Raw genomic sequence first — 16,957 nt, 5'->3', positions numbered from 1 at the left:
GGTCGTCGAAGCAGACGCGGTTAACCGGTCTTCAGGCGCCGCTTGCGCTCGACAGACGACGGAATTCGCAGGGCTTCGCGATATTTCGCCACTGTCCGGCGGGCAATATCGATGCCCGCCTGATTCAGCAATTCGACGATCCGGTCGTCGGACAAAACGTCGCCGTCTCGTCCTTCGTGGTCGATCATCGACTTGATTCGGTGACGGACGGCTTCGGCCGAGTGGCTGGACTGGCCGTCGACCGACTGGATCGCCGAGGTGAAGAAGAATTTCAGTTCGAACACCCCGCGCGGCGTCGCCATATATTTGTTCGAGGTGACGCGGCTGACGGTCGACTCATGCATGCCGATCGCATCGGCCACCGTCTTCAGATTCAGCGGCCTCAGGAACTCGACGCCAAAGGCGAAAAAGGCATCCTGCTGACGGATGATCTCGGACGACACCTTCAGGATGGTCTTCGCTCGCTGGTCCAGCGATTTGACCAGCCAGTTGGCCTGGGCCGCGCAGTCGGCGACGAAGGTCTTTTCCGTGTCCGACCGGGCACCGGCCGACACCACCCCGTGATAGCGCTTGTCGACCAGCAGTCGGGGCAGGGTGTCGGCGTTCAGCTCGATCCGCCAGCCGCCGGCCGGGTCGGGCCGCACCAGTACATCGGGGATCACCGTCTGGGCCGGCTCGCCGCCAAAGCCCGCGCCCGGGCGGGGCGTCAGGGCCTTCAGCTCGGAAATCATCTCGGACAGGTCCTCGGCATCGACGCCGCAGGCGCTGCGCAGGGCCGACAGATTGTGCCGCGCCAATAGCTCCAGATTGTCCAGCAGCGCCGCCATGGCCGGATCGAACCGGTTGCGCTCGACCAGTTGCAGCTTCAGGCATTCGGGCACCGAGCGCGCCATGATACCGGTCGGCTCGAACCCGTGACAGACGGCCAGCACCGCCTCGACCCGGTCGATGCCGCAGCCCAGCCGGTCGGCCACCTCGGCCAGATCGCCGCGCAGGTATCCATGGTCATCGACCATTTCGATCAGGGCCAGACCAATGGCCCGGTCCGCGGCGTTCAACGGCGTGCCCGACAACTGGGCCTGCAGATGCTCCCACAGGGTCAGTTCGCGGCTGTCGGCCCGCTCCAGGCCCTCGCCCTCGGGGGCGGGGCCACCCTTGCCCGTGCGCGACCAGTCCGACAGACCGGGCTGGGCCTCGTCGCCGCCGCCGTCCGCACCTTCGGTCGCCCGCTCGCCGGGGCTGGCGTCATAGACATCGTCGGCGCGCGTATCCATGGCCTGTTCAGCGGCATCCGGGCGCGCCTCGTCAAAGCTCAGCTCGGCATGGGGGTCATTCGGACTATCGGCCGAGGTCTCGCCGGCCGCCTCGCCGGGGATGTCGGCCTCCTCATCGCGCTTCAGCAGCGGATTGCGCTCCAGTTCGGCCTCGACAAACGCCTCCAGCTCCTGGTTCGACAGTTGCAGCAGCTTGATAGCCTGCTGCAGCTGGGGCGTGATCACCAGCCCCTGGCCCTGCCTGATCTCCAGTCTCTGACCGATCACCGCAACCGTCCCCACCGAACCCCGTTCGGACACCGTGGCCCGAAACTTGCTGCAGGCATCATGTCGCCGTCGAGGTTAACGGAGCGCGAAGACGCGTGTCCTCAATCAAGCGCCACCATTCTTTGCTCTCGTCATCCTCGGACTTGATCCGAGGATCGGTCCGGGCAGTCCGGTGTCCGCTCAGGACTCCCCGATCTCGCCCCGCGCGAGCCGCGCAAGGAAGTGTTCCACACTGCCCTCCGCCGGGGTCTCCAGAGGCGCCCTCGGGTCCGGCGCCTCTCCGCACAGCCAGGGATACAGATCAGCCCAGTCAGGGTTTCGCTTCTCGATCAGCTCCACCTTCCACGGACGGTTCCAGCTCTTGAGCGCTTTCTCCCGACGAATGGCTTCGGTCACCAGATCGTGCTGCTCGAACCAGACCAGTACGCTGCAGCCATAGCGGCTGGTAAACCCTCGCTGACGGCCGTGCCGGTGATCATGCGCCCGCGTCAGCAGGTCAGACGTCATGCCGACATACAGTGTGCCAAGGGGCCGGTTCGCCTGAATATAGGTGGCGATGAACGGGCGGCGGTCGGTCACCATGGCCAAGGTTGGGGATGAACCGATCCTCGGGTCAAGCCCGAGGATGACGGCATGGAGGGTAGCTCACAAATGCCCGACCCCAATTTGGCACCACCCGTCCCCCCTTCGTCATCCTCGGACTTGATCCGAGGATCGGTCCGGGCAGGCGGTGTGTAATAGGTTCTGACTACGGCAAAATGCCCGTCATCCTCACCCGTACATATCACCCAGATTGACGCGCCGGACGTCGGGGTTGAAGCGCTCTACGGCTCGGCGCACACGCTTGGCTTATCGTGGGGCTCACGTAGATAAAGCGCCCGCCCGGAAGCCGTATCGACGGCCAGGTAGCCTTCATCGCCAACTCGGCAGACGGCTAAGATACGAACGCCCGGTCCTTCTCCCGACCATCCCGCCTTCGAAAGGGAAGTTCGGACGGACTCCATCTGACCACTTGGTATGGGTGTCTGCGCGGCTGCCATCGCGATGGCCGTCTGCGTCGGAACAGAGAAGCGCAGAGTCTGGCGGCTCGTATCAAGGTCGTGGGTGTCGCGTATCGCAAACGCGCTGTCGGGCACGAACAATGGAATCCATCCCCGTTCGACAGCGCCGGCAGCTCTAGCCTCATTCAGGCTGGCGTATTCCGCTTCGACGCGTTCGTCGCAGGCCGAAAGGACGAAGGCGAGTGAGGATGCCGAAAGCGCAATCCTGAGCGAGCGACTGGCGAGCAATCGCTTCACCCGTACATGTCGCCCAGATACACCCGGCGGACGTCGGGGTTGGCGACGATTTCGGCGGCGGTGCCTTCGAACAGCACCTCGCCGGCCGAGATGATCGCGGCGCGGTCGATGATGTCCAGCGTCTCGCGGACATTGTGGTCGGTGATCAACACGCCGATGCCCCGCTCGGCCAGATAGCGGATCACCTGGCGGATGTCGGCGATGGCCAGGGGGTCGATGCCGGCAAAGGGTTCGTCCAGCAGCATGAAGGCCGGGTCGCCGGCCAGCGCCCGGGCGATCTCGACGCGGCGACGTTCGCCGCCCGACAGGGCCGCGGCCGGGGCATCCTTCAGATGGCCGACGCTCAGCTCGTCCAGCAGGCGGTCGGTTTCCTCGCGGATGGCGGTGGCGCCGGTCTTGTGCAGTTCGACGACGGCGCGGACGTTCTCCTCGACCGTCATGCCGCGAAAGATCGACGCCTCCTGCGCCAGATAGCCCAGACCCATGCGCGCGCGCTGGTACATGGGCTGGGGCGTCAGATCCTCGCCGTCGAGGGTGATGGTGCCGGAATCCGCCGGGATCAGGCCGGTGATCATATAGAAGCAGGTGGTCTTGCCCGCGCCGTTCGGCCCCAGCAGGCCCGCGACCTCGCCGCGCTGCACGGTGATCGACACGTCGCGCACCACCTGCCGCTTGCCGAACGACCGGGCCAGATGCCGCGCCTTCAGCCCCCGGTCGGGCTCGGCGGCCTTCGGCGCAACGACCTTCGCGGCCGCCTTGGGCCGTTCATCCAGATTGAGGGCCGAGAGTTCCTTGCGCGCCACCGGGGATCAGTCAGCCTGGTCCGGCGGGGTCGTGCCGTTGGGATAAAAGACCCCCTGCACCCGGTTGCCGGAGGGCGTCGGGGCGCCTTCCATACGGGCGCTTTCGGTGCGGACATTATAGACCAGCCGGCTGCCGGTCATGACATTGCGGCCTTGCGTGACGATGACATTGCCGGTCAGCACCACCTCGGCCGACTGCAGATTATAGACCGCCCGGTCGCCGCGCAGGGTCTGGGTGGGCGTGACAAAGAACACCTCGCCCGACGCCTCGACCCGCGACAGGTCGGAGTTGTCATTGGTGAAGGCCTCGATCCGGTTGGCGCGCAGCCGGTTGTCGCCCTGCAGGATCTCGGCCTCGCCGTCCAGGGCAAAGCCGTTGGGCGTGTAGCTGAAGACGATGCCCGTATACATGACCGGATCGTCGGACGGGTCCTGCGACACGCCGGTGCCGGGCAGGGTCAGGCTGAGCGCCAGGGCGACCGCGACGGTCAGGGACAGCTTGCTGGAACGGGTCATGGCCGACCTTATCTCCGGGAGGACGCGGGGTTGATGGTGCCGCGAACCTTGTTCTCGACCGTGCCGCGAAACTCGATGCTTTCGCCCTGGTCGCGGATGACATAGGACGTCGCGGCCATGGTGCCAAGCGGTCCGGTGCCCTGCACGCCCTTGTCGCCTGTCACCACGCCGGTGCGGGTGTCGACCACGGCCTCGGGCGTCGTCAGGACAAAGCCCGACCCGCCGTCCGAAATCCGCACATTCGGCCCGATGATGACCCGACGTGAGGCCTCGTCATAGGTGCCGCCGTCGGCGGTCATCTCGGTGACCCTGGCCCCGCCCAGATTGAGACGCAGCACCGGCCCGACCAGACGCAGATGGCCGGTCTCCGGCACCCGCACCACGCCCTTGGCCCCGATCACGAACGAGCGCCCCTGATCGTCCTGTCCGTAGTAGAGGGCATTATCCAGCGCCACGTCGCTGCGCTGCTCGGCCCGGCGTTCGGCGTCCGAAATGGCCGAGCGCAGCACGATCCACGCCACTGTCCCCCCGGCCAGCAACAGGATCACCACCGGCAGCACCCGCCGGAACAGCATCACCCGCCGCGAATGGGCGCGCCAGTGCCGGGCCTTGGCGGCCGTCGGCGACGTCGGATCCACGGGCGGGGGCGTGTCGGTCATCAGGTGTGGGCGAAGATGTCGGTGTCTTCCCAGCCGTCCAGGTCCAGCCGGGCCCGCACGGGCAGGAAGTCGAACAGCTGGGCCGCCAGCCCCGTGCGGCCCTCGCGTGCCAGCATGGCGTCCAGCCGCGCGCGCACCGCATGCAGGTACAAGACGTCCGAGGCCGCATAGTCCTGCTGCGCCTGGCTGAGCGTCTCCGCGCCCCAGTCCGAGCTCTGCTGCGCCTTCGACAGGTCCACCCCCGCCAGCTCGCGCACCACATCCTTCAGCCCGTGCCGGTCGGTATAGGTGCGGGCCAGCTTGGACGCGATCTTGGTGCAATAGACCGGCCGCGTCTCCACCCCCAGCCACAGCTGGAACATGGCGATGTCGAACCGGCCGAAGTGGAAGATCTTGAGCACCGCCGGGTCCGTCAGCAGCCGCTTCAGGTTCGGACAGTCATAGGCGTCGCGGTCCAGCTGGACCAGATGGGCGTCCCCGTCCCCGGCCGACAGCTGCACCACGCACAGCGGATCGCGGCGATAGCGCAGGCCCATCGTCTCGGAATCGACCGCCACCACGGCGCCGAGGTCCAGACCATCGGGCAGATCGCCCCTGTGCAGATGTACTGTCATGCGTCCCGCCTGTTGACTTGCGAATGGACCATAAACGAACGGCGCCGCATCGTCAGGATGCAGCGCCGTTTCGAAGAATTGGTGCCCAGGAGAGGACTCGAACCTCCACGACCTTTCGATCACTGGCACCTGAAGCCAGCGCGTCTACCAATTCCGCCACCTGGGCTCTCGGGCCGACACATCAGAGACATATCGTCCGGGAAGGCGCGGACCCATAAGGCAGGCTCCGGGTCCGGTCAACGGTCCTGTGACGAAAATACTGAGGCCCCGCGATCAATCCCGCGGCGCCACGATCTCCAGCCCGATGCCGGCCGGCGCCTCGGGCGCGCGCACCCCCACATCCAGACGCGCATCCAGCACCACATCCTTCAGCGCCCGCTCCATCAGGCCCGGCAGCTGCGCCTCGCCCGCCGGCATCCGCACATCCAGATAAAAGCCCGCCTCCTCGCTGTCCGACCAGCGCGCCAGCGCCAGCCACGCCGCCTTGACCGACGGATCGGCGGAAAACGCGCGCTTCAGCCCCTCGACCAGCCCGTCGGGAGTCTCCTTCGGCACGGCCAGATGCGTCGGCCAGCGCGCATCCTCGGCCGGCAGGCTCTGCCCCACCATGGCCGACAGCGCCGCCGGCGGCCACGACACCCCATAGGGCTGCCCCGGGTTCAGCACCGCCGGATTGACCCGGATCACCTCCAGCAGCGCCCGCCCGTCAAAGGCCTCGGCCGCCGCATCCTCCCCGAACACCGCCAGCGCCCGCTCCCGGGCGGTAAAGATCGCCGTCGCCGGCCGCCCGTCCTTCGGCGTCACCGTGCGCAGGCGCAGCGTATCCGTCGCCGCATCCTCATCGGCGACCACGGCCCACAGTTTCGAGGTCGGCACCGCGGCCTCAAAGGCCGCGCGCTCATCCGCCCGGCCCGAGCTGGCCGCCATCAGCAGCACCTCGAGGTCGTTCAGCGGCGAAAAGGCGGGAGACGGAGAGGCGGTCATGAGAGCCGTCCTGTACTGCAAAACCGGAAAGGGCAGTGACCTACCCCGACCGCCCGCGAATGGCGAGAGGGGGAGGGCACCCGGCTCCGCCTCAGTCCTCCGCCAGCCGCGCCGCCCGCCGCGCCGAATGCTCCTCCGGCAGCGGCAGGCCCGCCTCCGTCAACGCCGCCTCCAGCGCCTCCACCCGCGCCTCCAGCGCCTGCCGCCGGAACACCACGCCCCGCAGCCAGTCGCCCTTTTCCTTCCAGTCCCGCCAATAGGCCCGCTTGATCGCATAGTCTGGCTGAGCTTCCCCGGCGTCCGGGTCCATCCGGAACCGCTCGGACTTCGCCTCCGCACCCATCGTCAGAATGGCATGGATCAGCGCCAGCGGCGCCGTCTCCGGCGTCAGCGCCGCCCCCCGACCGCCGCCGCTGCCCGAGGCCCCCACGCCCGAGCCGTCCCCCTCGCGCGCCGCCAGCCGCTGATAGGTTTCCGCCAGTGCCCCCAGCGCCCGCGCCTCGGCCCACAGCCGCCCGCGCATGGCCCGCCCCGATGCCAGCATCGCTATCCGCGCCAGCGCCGCCGGGTCCTCACCGCCGTCCGGTTCCCCCTCATCCGAAGGCATGGGCAGGCCCTGAAACAGACGCGCCGCCACCGCCTCGGGGCTGTTTCGCCGCGCCGCCTCCAGCTCGGCCTCGCGCGCCGTGGCCATGGCGATCGCCTGGCCGTCGCCCCACTCGCGCTTGGTCGCCCCGTGCATGGTGATGCGCCGCCGCACCGCATGCACCGACACCCGCCACTTGCTGGCCAGATACGGCGCCGTCGCCCCCTCCCGATACTCCTTCAGGATCAGCATCCAGGTCTCGGTCGACAGACGATAATGCGCCGGCCGATCCGCCTTCGGCGGATCCGGCAGAGGCACAGCCGGGGGCAGGGTCATATCCATGCGAGGCAGGATAGAGGGCCCCTGCGTCAAAGGCGGACGTAGCGTGTGCTTGGGCGGCCAGGCCATGGCGCAGCCAGCCCGAAGCCAAGATCAAAGTATTCGTAGAAGCGCTGTATCAGTCTGCACTGACCGTATTAAATCTTGCATACAGGTTACCCACATCCCTTGACTTGATGCGGAACTGATTCCGACGCTTAAGCTTCGGGCTAGCGCCGGATGCGCTTTCTAGCTTAATGCCGGGGTCGTAAATGATCTGCCCGACCGACAGCGCGTGCAGGAAGCGCGAAAAATCCGTCCCCTCACCAAGACGCCACCTGTCGGCATAGCTATACTCCGCGTTGGGCTTGCCCCGGCACATATTCTCAACGTATGCGGCTTGCGCATGTTTCCGATTCCAATGTGCAAGCAGGCCAGCAAACGGCCATCCCGCAGCGACCCTGTCCTGATCATCCAATAGCAGGAGAGATCCAAGAGGGTTCTCGATCTTGCAGTCCTTGTACCCATCCAGTCGCAAAGTTAGTCCCGTTCGACTATTGCGCTCGTTGATCCGGTGAGGGCTCGAGAAGTTCATACGATCGGCAAGCTTCGCGTCGCTATATCCGAACATGCGAACGAACTGTGCAGCTCCGTCGTCGCGATATATTCCGGTTGTGGGCTCCGGCGTCATCAACGTCAGATGACCACCCGCGTGCTGACCGAAAACGCGTACGGTGTGGGTCTTTAGTTCCCAACCTTCGTAGTCGGGTTCACTGCGTCCGTTGGGAGAGATGTCGAACAGCGACTCCAAGGTGACCCCGCCGCAGTTCGGACCCCGGCACGGGCCTCGAGTACCGTCAGAGGACAGCTTTTGAGCCCTGACCCACCCCATGTCTGAGATCGACTTCAGCTTGTCGATCAATCGCTGCCGCGCGCCTTGGGCGATCCCGCCCATGGCGGACTTGAACACCCCGTACTGTGTGTCGGTTGGCAAGGCTTGAACCGCCGCCGAAAGCGCAGGGTCAATGCTGGCAAAGGCATACACTTCGCCTTGGTCTCCGACGCCGAGGAAGAGCGTACGGTTGGGTGCTCGCGAGGCCATGATCTCGTTCGGTGCTGTCGTGGTGCCCCGCAGGAACCCAGAAAGGCGAACTTCCGGATACTGAGGATAAAGGATCAACTGCGCATACCGAGCCTGCTCTGGTGCCTCCCCGGGCTTCACCCACCGTAAGTCCAAGCCTGCTTTGAGGACCGCCCGACCCCTCGCACTTACCTCTTCTTGGATTTCCCCCATTGGCAGGACGTTCAAAATGTCGAGGCTGCCGGCCACATAGACTTGATTCTTGGAGTTGTCGTTTCCAGCCAAGGCTTTGCAGATGATTTGACGCGCGCCGTGCTCCGTCATCAGGGCGACGACCTCTTGAATCAGCATGGTTATTCGCCTCCGAAGGCCAGAGTAGACTCATCCGACCGGAGCCACTCTTCCAGAGAACACAGAATGTCGTCCAGCTTTAGCCGCTCACGCCCCTTCAACGCGCATTCCCAAACCGTACCCACCCGCCAGCCCGCCGCTGCCAGCTCCGCCATGGCCCTCGCATCGACCTCCCGATTCCGATCGATCTTGGTCCGCCAGAACTCCGGTCGGGTCTTTGGCCATCTGAACAGGTGACAGTCGTGGCCGTGCCAGAAGCAGCCGTGCACGAAGATCACCGCCCGATATTTCGGGAAGCACATGTCCGGATTTCCCGGCAGGTCCTTGCAGTGGATGCGGTAGCGAAAGCCCCGCGCGTGCAGGGCCTTGCGGATCATCAGTTCCGGCTTGGTGTTCTTGCCCCGGATCCCGGCCATCATGCGGCTGCGGGTGGCCGGGTCAACGACGTCAGCCAACAGCAGCCTTCGGACGTTTTCCGAGAGCGGCGAACAGGTGCGGCTTCATATGTTCGGCAACGGCTTTCACAGCCGGCACAACAACAGAATTCCCGAACTGGCGATAGGCTTGGGTGTCTGACACCGGAATGATGAACTCGGCGCCGCGCGGAGAGTCAAAGCCCATCAGACGCGCGCACTCGCGGGGCGTTAGCCGGCGGGGCGCCTTGCCCTCCTGTTTGATCAGGATTTCCGACCCGTCCTTGTAGTAGCGGGCGGACAGGGTGCGGGCCACGTCGTCCGGCCCCACCAGGCCAAAGCCGAACCCATTGCCGGCCGCCTGGTGCTTCTCCTTGTACCGCTGGAGATAGTTCCAGAGGTGATCCGTCAGGGTGTATTTGTCTGCCACCCGGCCCGAGTTGCCGACCGTGTATTTCTGATCCGGGATTTCCGACTCATCGGCTTCCCGGTGAAGAATTTCCCGCAGCTTCGGTGCGGCTTCTGGAACCTTCATGTCCGCAAACCGGAAGCCCTGGTCCTCGCGGAAGCCGACGATGAAAATCCGCTCGCGGTGCTGGGGCGTCCAGTGCCGCCCGTCGATCACCCGGAAGTCGATTTTGTACCCCAAGTCCTTTTCCAGCACGTCCTTGATGGTCTGGAACGTCTTGCCCTTGTCGTGGCCAACCAGGTTGCGAACATTTTCCAGCAGGAAAGCTGCGGGGCGGTGGTGCTTGATGATCCGGGCTACATCGTAAAACAGCGTGCCTTGGGTCTTGTCCTCAAAGCCGTGCGCCCGGCCCAGAGCATTCTTCTTGGACACCCCGGCGATCGAGAACGGCTGGCAGGGGAAGCCCGCCAGAAGCACGTCGTGGGCCGGGATATCGGCTGCGTCGATCTTGGTGATGTCGCCGTTGATCTCGTGATCGTCATCAGGAAAGTTCGCCCGATAGGTCTGCTGGCTGTACTTGTCCCACTCGCTTGTGAAGACGCAGCGGCCGCCGATGGCCTCAAAGCCGCGGCGCAGCCCGCCAATCCCGGCAAACAGGTCGATGAAGGTGAAATCCGCCTCGGGCTTCGCCCCGCCTCGCACCAGCTTGAGGGTCGGCTGGGCAGCCTCAACAGGCTTTTCGATGTAGCCCATCGCCACCGCCCTGTCGGCCACCGCACGTCCCGCCTGTTCAACCATCCGGGCATACTCCGACACGGCAATCTCCCTGATTCCCATCCTGACAGATTGCCAGGATCGCTCCAGGAGAACAAGGCGAGAACACAACAATATGTTGTGCGGCTCGGAATGGCGCTCCGGTCAGAACCATTCTGGTGACGTCACCGATATGGTTGCCGACCAAATTGCCGGGCCCGGGAAAATGGTTATTGCCTCGATTGGATCATTCTGGTGACGTCACCAGAATGATCCCCCTCAATCATCATCCATCTTCAGCGCGGCGATGAAGGCTTCCTGCGGGATGTCGACCTTGCCGAACTGGCGCATGCGCTTCTTGCCGGCCTTTTGCTTCTCCAGCAGCTTCTTCTTGCGGGTGGCGTCGCCGCCGTAGCATTTGGACGTCACATCCTTGCGCAGGGCGCGGACGGTTTCGCGGGCGATGATCTTGCCGCCGATGGCCGCCTGGATGGGGATGACGAACATATGGGGCGGGATCAGCTCCTTCATCTTCTCGACCATGCCGCGGCCGCGGGTCTCGGCGCGGCCCCGGTGGACCAGCATCGACAGGGCGTCGACCGGCTCGGCATTGACCAGAATGTTCATCTTGACCAGATCGCCGACCTTGTAGTCGGTCAGCTCGTAATCGAAGCTGGCATAGCCCTTCGAGATCGACTTCAGCCGGTCGTAGAAGTCGAACACGACCTCGTTCAGCGGCAGCTCATAGACCACCAGGGCGCGGGTGCCGACGTAGCTGAGCTCGACCTGCTGGCCGCGGCGGTCCTGACACAGCTTGATCACCCCGCCCAGGTATTCGTCGGGCGTCAGGATGGTGGCCTTGATCCACGGCTCCGAGATCGTGTCGATCTGCATGACGTCGGGCAGATCGGCCGGGTTGTGCAGGTCGATCTCGGTGCCGTCGCGCAGGCCGATCTTGTAGACCACCGAGGGGGCGGTCGCGATCAGGTCGAGGTTGAACTCGCGGCTGAGGCGCTCCTGAATGATCTCGAGGTGCAGCAGGCCCAGGAAGCCGCAGCGGAAGCCGAAGCCGAGGGCGGCGCTGGATTCCATCTCATAGGTGAAGGAGGCGTCGTTCAGGCGCAGGCGGCCGATGGCGGCGCGCAAGTCCTCGAAATCCGCCGCATCGACCGGGAACAGGCCGCAGAACACCACCGACTGGACTTCCTTGAAGCCCTTCAGCGGGGTGTCGGTGGGGCGCTTTTCATCGGTGATGGTGTCGCCGACGGCGGCGTGGGCGACCTCCTTGATCTGGGCGGTGATGAAGCCGACCTCGCCCGGGCCGAGGCTTTCGACCGGGGTATTCTTGGGCAGGAAGACGCCGACGCGGTCGACCAGATGGGTCGAGCCGTTCTGCATGAATTTGATCCGCTGGCCCGTGCGCAGATGGCCGTCGAAGACCCGGACCAGCAGGATCACGCCGAGGTAGGGGTCGTACCAGGCGTCGACCAGCATGGCCTTGAGCGGGGCGTTTGCGTCGCCTTTGGGGGCGGGCAGGCGGGTGACGATGGCCTCCAGCACATCCTCGATGCCGATGCCGGACTTGGCCGAGCACAGGACGGCCTCGGAGGCGTCGATGCCGATCACATCCTCGATCTGTTGGCGGACCCGCTCGGGCTCGGCGGCGGGCAGGTCGATCTTGTTGAGGACCGGGACGATCTCGTGGTTGTTGTCGATGGCCTGGTAGACGTTCGCGAGGGTCTGGGCCTCGACCCCCTGCGACGCATCGACCACCAGGATCGAGCCCTCGCAGGCGGCCAGCGAGCGGCTGACCTCATAGGCAAAGTCGACGTGGCCGGGCGTGTCCATCAGGTTCAGGACGTAATCCAGCCCGTCCTTCGCCTTGTAGTTCAGCCGGACCGTCTGGGCCTTGATGGTGATCCCGCGCTCCTGCTCGATCTCCATATTGTCGAGGACCTGCTCGCGCATCTCCCGCGCCGTCAGCCCCCCCGTGAACTGAATCAACCGGTCGGAAAGCGTTGATTTTCCATGATCAATATGGGCGACCACAGAGAAATTGCGAATGCGGTCGATCGGGGGTGTCGGAGGGGGCGTGCTCATGCTGCGGCGCGGTTAGCATGGGGCCGGGCCGACGCCAACTCACGCGGGCGCGAGAGGGCCCGGTGCGAGGGGATTAAAGTGCTGTAATGGACAAGGTCTCGTTTGAGAACGGGCCGGGAACAGGATATAGGCGGCATCCGGGTTCCGGCCTTTTCGACGCGACTCTCACGCTTCGGGATGACTTAGGATGGAACCCCGCACAGGGGATACTGACGTGAGATCAATGCTGAAGCCGGTGGCTGCTGCCTTCGCGATCCTTGGCCTGGGGGTACTGGGCGCCTGCTCGGGCCACAGTGAGGACGACAAGGCAGGCGTCGAGCCGGCAGCCGGTCAGACGGTGACCGTGGCGACCGTCCGCAGCGTCGATCTGGCGCGGACTCTGACGGTCTCGGGCACGATCTCGGCATGGGAAGAGGTGCCGGTCGGGGCCGAAACCGGCGGACTTGTGGCGACCGCCGTCTATGTCGATGAGGGCAGCTATGTCCGGCAGGGCCAGGCCATGGTGAAGCTGAACGACGACGTGCTGCGCGCCCAGCTGGCGCAGCAGGATGCCTCGGTCAAATCGGCGGAAGCCCTGGTCGCGCAGCAGGATGCGGCGCTGGATCGGGCCCGCGAGCTGCGCGAGCGCGGCTACCTCAGCCAGGCCGGGCTGGACACGGCCGAGGCCAATCAACGCACGGCCGCCGCCCAGCTGGAGGCCGCCCGCGCGGCCCGGTCAGAAACGGCGACGCGACTGGCCCAGACCACCATCCGCGCGCCCGTCGCCGGCCGGGTCATCAGCCGCAGCGTGACGCGCGGCCAGATCGTCCAGCCGGGCACAGAGTTGTTCCGGGTTGTGCGCGACGGACGTCTGGAACTTGACGCCCAAGTGCCGGAATCCGACCTGTCGCTGGTGCGATCGGGCATGACGGCCGTCATCACTGCCGACCGGGCCGACGGTCCGACCGGCGGCCGGGTGCGGATCGTGACGCCCGAGGTCGATCCCCAGACGCGTCTGGGTGTCGCGCGCATCGCCCTCAACAGCGGCAGCGATCTCAAGACCGGCATGTTCGCCCGGGCCGAGATCGCGCTGGGCCAGCTTCCGGCCCTGGTCGTGCCATCCGAAGCCGTCATCTATCGCGAGGGACAGGCCGGGGTCTACGTCGTCGGGCGCGACTCGACTGTCCGCTTTGTCCAGGTGCGGACCGGCGTGCGCGAGGGGCCGAATGTGGCCATCGAGAGCGGGCTTGAGGCCGGCCAGCGGGTCGTGGTCAAGGGCGCGGGCTTCCTGGCCGACGGCGACCGGGTGACGGTGGCGCCGGCCACCCCGGTGGCGCCGACACGCGCACCCGCCGCGTCCGCAACCTGAGACCGGCCCGATGAACTTCAACACTATATCGGCGGCGTCGATCCGGAACCCGATCCCGGTGGTGCTGCTGTTCATCATCCTGACGGTCGCCGGGGTGCTGAGCTACTTCAAACTACCGACGAACAACTTCCCGAACGTCGATCTGCCGGTCGTGGCGGTGACGGTCGTCCAGTCAGGTGCGGCACCGACCGAGCTGGAAACCCAGGTGACGCGTCTGATCGAGGATGCGGTGTCGGGCCTCGGCGAGGTCGACGACATCAGCTCGACCATCAATGACTCGGTGTCGACCACGGCCATCACCTTCCAGCTGGGTGTGGATCTGGAAAAGGCCACCAATGATGTGCGCAACGCCATTGCCGGTGTACGTCAGAATCTGCCCGCCGATGTGCAGGAGCCGATCGTCCAGCGGATCGAATTCACCCAGATCCCGATCGCCACCTATGTCGTCCGCGCGCCCGGCATGAACCCCGAGGAACTGAGCTGGTTCGTCGACAACACCGTAGCCAAGCGACTGCTGTCGCTCGAGGGCGTCAGCCAGGTCAGCCGCGACGGCGGCGTCAGCCGGGAAATCCGCATCAAGCTGGACCCGGCCCGACTGGCGGCCCAGGGCGTAACGGCCGCGGCGGTGTCGAACCAGCTGCGGGCCTCCAACATAAACCTGCCGGGCGGACGCGGCCAGATCGGCGGCGAGGAGCAGGCGATCCGCACGGTCGGCTCGGCCCAGTCGGTCGAGGACCTGCGCGAGACGCTGATCCCGGTGGGAAATCGTTCGGTGCGGCTGGGCGATCTGGGCGAGGTGGTCGACGAATGGTCCGAGCCCCGCGGCCGGGCCCGCTACAATGGGGCCGAGGTCGTCGGCTTCAGTATCAGCCGCTCCAAGGAGTCGTCCGAGCTGGACGTCTATGAGACAGCGGGTGCCGAGATCGCGGCGCTCGATGCGGAACTGGACAACGTCACAATTGAAGAGGTGACCACTACCACCTCGGAGGTGATCAATAACTTCCATGCCTCGGTCGAGGCGCTGCTGCTGGGCGCGGGTCTGGCAGTGCTGGTGGTGTTCGTCTTCCTGCGCGACTGGCGGGCAACGCTGATCGCGGCAGTGGCCATGCCCATGTCGCTGATCCCGACCTTCTGGATCATGGACCTGACGGGTCAGTCGCTGAACGTGGTGACTCTGCTGGCCCTGTCGCTGACCATCGGCATTCTGGTCGACGACGCCATCGTCGAGATCGAGAACATCGTCCGGCACATACGCGACGGCAAGGCCCCCTACCCGGCGGCGATCGAGGCGGCGGACGAAATCGGTCTGGCGGTTATCGCGACGACGGCGACCCTGCTGGCGGTCTTCGCGCCGACCGGCTTCATGCCTGGGGTAGTGGGCCAATTCTTCAAGAGCTTCGCCATCGCCACCTGCGTCAGCGTGTTCTTCTCGCTGGTGGTGGCGCGAACGCTCACGCCGCTGATGGGCGCCTATATGCTCAAGCGGGACCAGGGCAAGGAACACGGCGATCCGGCCTGGATGAAGCGCTATCTCATCATGGTCAACTGGGTGCTGAACGACTTCCGCGGCCGCGATGGCGAGCGTCGTCCGAGCTTTGGCCGTCGCGTCCTGAGGCGTTACAGGGACCACAGGATCTGGGTCATGGGCGGGGGCACGGCCTTCCTGATCGGCTCGTTCGTCCTCGCCTCCATGCTGCCGTTCGAATTCATTCCGGCCGAGGATGTGTCACGCTCCAGCATCACCATCCAGCTGCCGCCGGGATCGACGCTGGCCGAGACGGACTCGGTGGTGCAGCGGGTCAATACGGCGCTACTGGAACGGCCCGAGGTGCGGTCGGTCTATTCTTCGGTCGGCTCGGCCTCGGTCAGCTTTGGCCCGGGCGGCGGCGGTTCGGCGGGCGAGGTCCGCAAGGCCAATATCACCGTCAATCTGGTCAAGCGTAGCGAGCGGTCGCTGCGCCAGCAGGCCTTTGAACAGGAAATGGGACCGGTGCTGCGTGCCATCCCGGGCGCCCGCGTCCAGTTCGGCGCTGACGGTCAGGGCAGCCAGGTGTCGATCCAGCTGGTCGGCGATGACGGCGATGCGCTGGAAGAGGCCGCCTCGACGGTCGAACGCCAGATGCGCGAAATCCCCGGCCTGACCAATGTCATCTCTTCGGCGGCGCTGGTGCGGCCCGAAATCCTGATCACGCCCAAGGGCGATGTGGCGGCGCTGCAGGGCGTGGCCTCGTCCGACATCAGCTCGGTGGCCCGCGTGGCAACCCTCGGCGATGCGGATCAGTTGCTGCCCAAATTCAACCTCGGCGACCGCCAGATTCCGATCCGGGTGATGCTGCGCGAGGAAGCCCGCAGCGATCTGGGCATCCTTGAGAACCTGCGTGTCCCGACGGCATCCGGCGCATCTGTGCCCCTGACGTCGGTGGCCGATATCTCGTTCGGGGCCGGCCCGAACCAGATCGACCGTCTGGACCGCAAGCGCGTCGCCACCCTGACAGCCGAGCTGAACGGCATCACCCTGGGACAGGCGTCGGAACGGGTCGACAATCTGCCCGCCATGCAGAACCTGCCGGCGGGCGTCACCCAGGCGGTGTCGGGCGAGCTGGAGAACCTTCAGGAAACGGCCACCGGCTTCATGTTCGCTATCGTGACCGGCATCCTGCTGATGTACGTCGTGCTGGTTCTGCTGTTCCGCAGCTTCTTCCACCCGATCACTATTCTGGCGGCGCTGCCCGTGTCGTTCGGCGGGGCCTTCTTCCTGCTGCTGGTGACGGGCAAGTCGCTGTCGATGCCGGCCCTGATCGGCATCATCATGCTGACCGGGATCGCGGCAAAGAACTCCATCCTGCTGGTCGACTACGCCATCATCGCCATGAAGAACGGCATGAACCGGCGGGAGGCCATCATCGACGCCGCGCACAAGCGCGCCCGGCCGATCATCATGACGACGCTCGCCATGGGTCTGGGCATGTTGCCGATCGCCCTGGCCTTTGGCGAGGGGACCGAGTTCCGCAGTCCCATGGCGGTCGCCGTGATCGGCGGGCTGATCACCTCGACGGCGCTGTCGCTGATCTTCATCCCGGCCGCCTTCAGCCTGATCGACGGCGTGAAGACCCGGCTGGAGCGGCGGCTGGAGCGGACATTCGGGGCGCAGCATCACGAATGAGGCGCGTCGCGCGAGGCATC

At 65.7% G+C, this 16,957-nt stretch carries 14 protein-coding genes and 1 tRNA gene; 2 read left to right on the top strand and 13 right to left on the bottom strand.

The genetic code is table 11. The features are described 5' to 3' along the window. Positions 1-20: 20 nt before the first annotated feature. From rpoN to lepA, 13 genes are all read right to left on the bottom strand, one after another. The gene (gene rpoN / locus B4K74_RS06920; RefSeq protein ID WP_286692321.1) at positions 21-1,541 is read right to left on the bottom strand and encodes an RNA polymerase factor sigma-54; all 1,521 of its coding nucleotides are present in this window, start codon (positions 1,539-1,541) and stop codon (positions 21-23) included. Positions 1,542-1,721: 180 nt separating this feature from the next. Then, entirely contained in the window at positions 1,722-2,123 is a 402-nt protein-coding gene (locus B4K74_RS06915; RefSeq protein WP_286692349.1) for a GIY-YIG nuclease family protein, read from the bottom strand. A 712-nt stretch (positions 2,124-2,835) separates the two neighbouring features. Further along, positions 2,836-3,546, bottom strand: coding sequence for an LPS export ABC transporter ATP-binding protein (gene lptB / locus B4K74_RS06910; protein WP_260155265.1), 711 nt, complete (start codon positions 3,544-3,546; stop codon positions 2,836-2,838). Between the two features lie 102 nt (positions 3,547-3,648). Continuing rightward, positions 3,649-4,158, bottom strand: coding sequence for an LptA/OstA family protein (locus B4K74_RS06905; protein ID WP_286692320.1), 510 nt, complete (start codon positions 4,156-4,158; stop codon positions 3,649-3,651). 8 nt (positions 4,159-4,166) lie between these two features. Further along, positions 4,167-4,817, bottom strand: a complete 651-nt coding sequence (gene lptC, locus B4K74_RS06900; RefSeq protein WP_123287848.1) for an LPS export ABC transporter periplasmic protein LptC — start codon at positions 4,815-4,817, stop codon at positions 4,167-4,169. Then, positions 4,817-5,431 carry a ribonuclease D gene (locus B4K74_RS06895; RefSeq protein WP_286692319.1) on the bottom strand — a complete coding sequence of 205 codons (615 nt, stop codon included), beginning with the start codon at positions 5,429-5,431 and terminating at the stop codon, positions 4,817-4,819. Before B4K74_RS06895 ends, lptC begins: the two co-directional genes overlap by 1 nt. Before the next feature lie 79 nt (positions 5,432-5,510). Then, positions 5,511-5,597, bottom strand: a tRNA-Leu gene (locus B4K74_RS06890). Positions 5,598-5,704: 107 nt separating this feature from the next. Beyond that, positions 5,705-6,415: an enhanced serine sensitivity protein SseB C-terminal domain-containing protein gene (locus tag B4K74_RS06885; protein WP_286692318.1), complete on the bottom strand. Its 711-nt coding sequence runs from the start codon at positions 6,413-6,415 to the stop codon at positions 5,705-5,707. 91 nt (positions 6,416-6,506) lie between these two features. Next, positions 6,507-7,337: a hypothetical protein gene (locus B4K74_RS06880; RefSeq protein WP_286692317.1), complete on the bottom strand. Its 831-nt coding sequence runs from the start codon at positions 7,335-7,337 to the stop codon at positions 6,507-6,509. 121 nt (positions 7,338-7,458) lie between these two features. Next, complete coding sequence (locus B4K74_RS06875) at positions 7,459-8,751, bottom strand: MvaI/BcnI family restriction endonuclease (protein WP_286692316.1); 1,293 nt, start codon at positions 8,749-8,751, stop codon at positions 7,459-7,461. A 2-nt stretch (positions 8,752-8,753) separates the two neighbouring features. Then, positions 8,754-9,206: a very short patch repair endonuclease gene (locus B4K74_RS06870; protein ID WP_286692315.1), complete on the bottom strand. Its 453-nt coding sequence runs from the start codon at positions 9,204-9,206 to the stop codon at positions 8,754-8,756. Further along, complete coding sequence (gene dcm, locus B4K74_RS06865) at positions 9,199-10,461, bottom strand: DNA (cytosine-5-)-methyltransferase (protein WP_286692314.1); 1,263 nt, start codon at positions 10,459-10,461, stop codon at positions 9,199-9,201. The genes B4K74_RS06870 and dcm overlap by 8 nt, the downstream gene beginning before the upstream one ends. Positions 10,462-10,605: 144 nt before the next feature. Further along, a complete protein-coding gene (gene lepA, locus B4K74_RS06860; protein ID WP_286692313.1) occupies positions 10,606-12,426 on the bottom strand; it encodes a translation elongation factor 4 in 1,821 nt (606 codons plus the stop codon). A 223-nt stretch (positions 12,427-12,649) separates the two neighbouring features. Between lepA and B4K74_RS06855 the strand changes: the two genes are divergently transcribed. Continuing rightward, on the top strand, positions 12,650-13,774 hold the full coding sequence (locus B4K74_RS06855) for an efflux RND transporter periplasmic adaptor subunit (protein WP_286692348.1): 1,125 nt from the start codon (positions 12,650-12,652) through the stop codon (positions 13,772-13,774). A 10-nt stretch (positions 13,775-13,784) separates the two neighbouring features. After that, positions 13,785-16,937, top strand: a complete 3,153-nt coding sequence (locus B4K74_RS06850) for an efflux RND transporter permease subunit (protein WP_286692312.1) — start codon at positions 13,785-13,787, stop codon at positions 16,935-16,937. Positions 16,938-16,957 lie beyond the last annotated feature (20 nt).

The sequence above is a fragment of the Brevundimonas sp. UBA2503 genome, from assembly GCF_002341485.1.
GTDB classification, from domain to species: domain Bacteria; phylum Pseudomonadota; class Alphaproteobacteria; order Caulobacterales; family Caulobacteraceae; genus Brevundimonas; species Brevundimonas halotolerans.
This window is presented reverse-complemented; position numbering and strand designations above follow the sequence as displayed.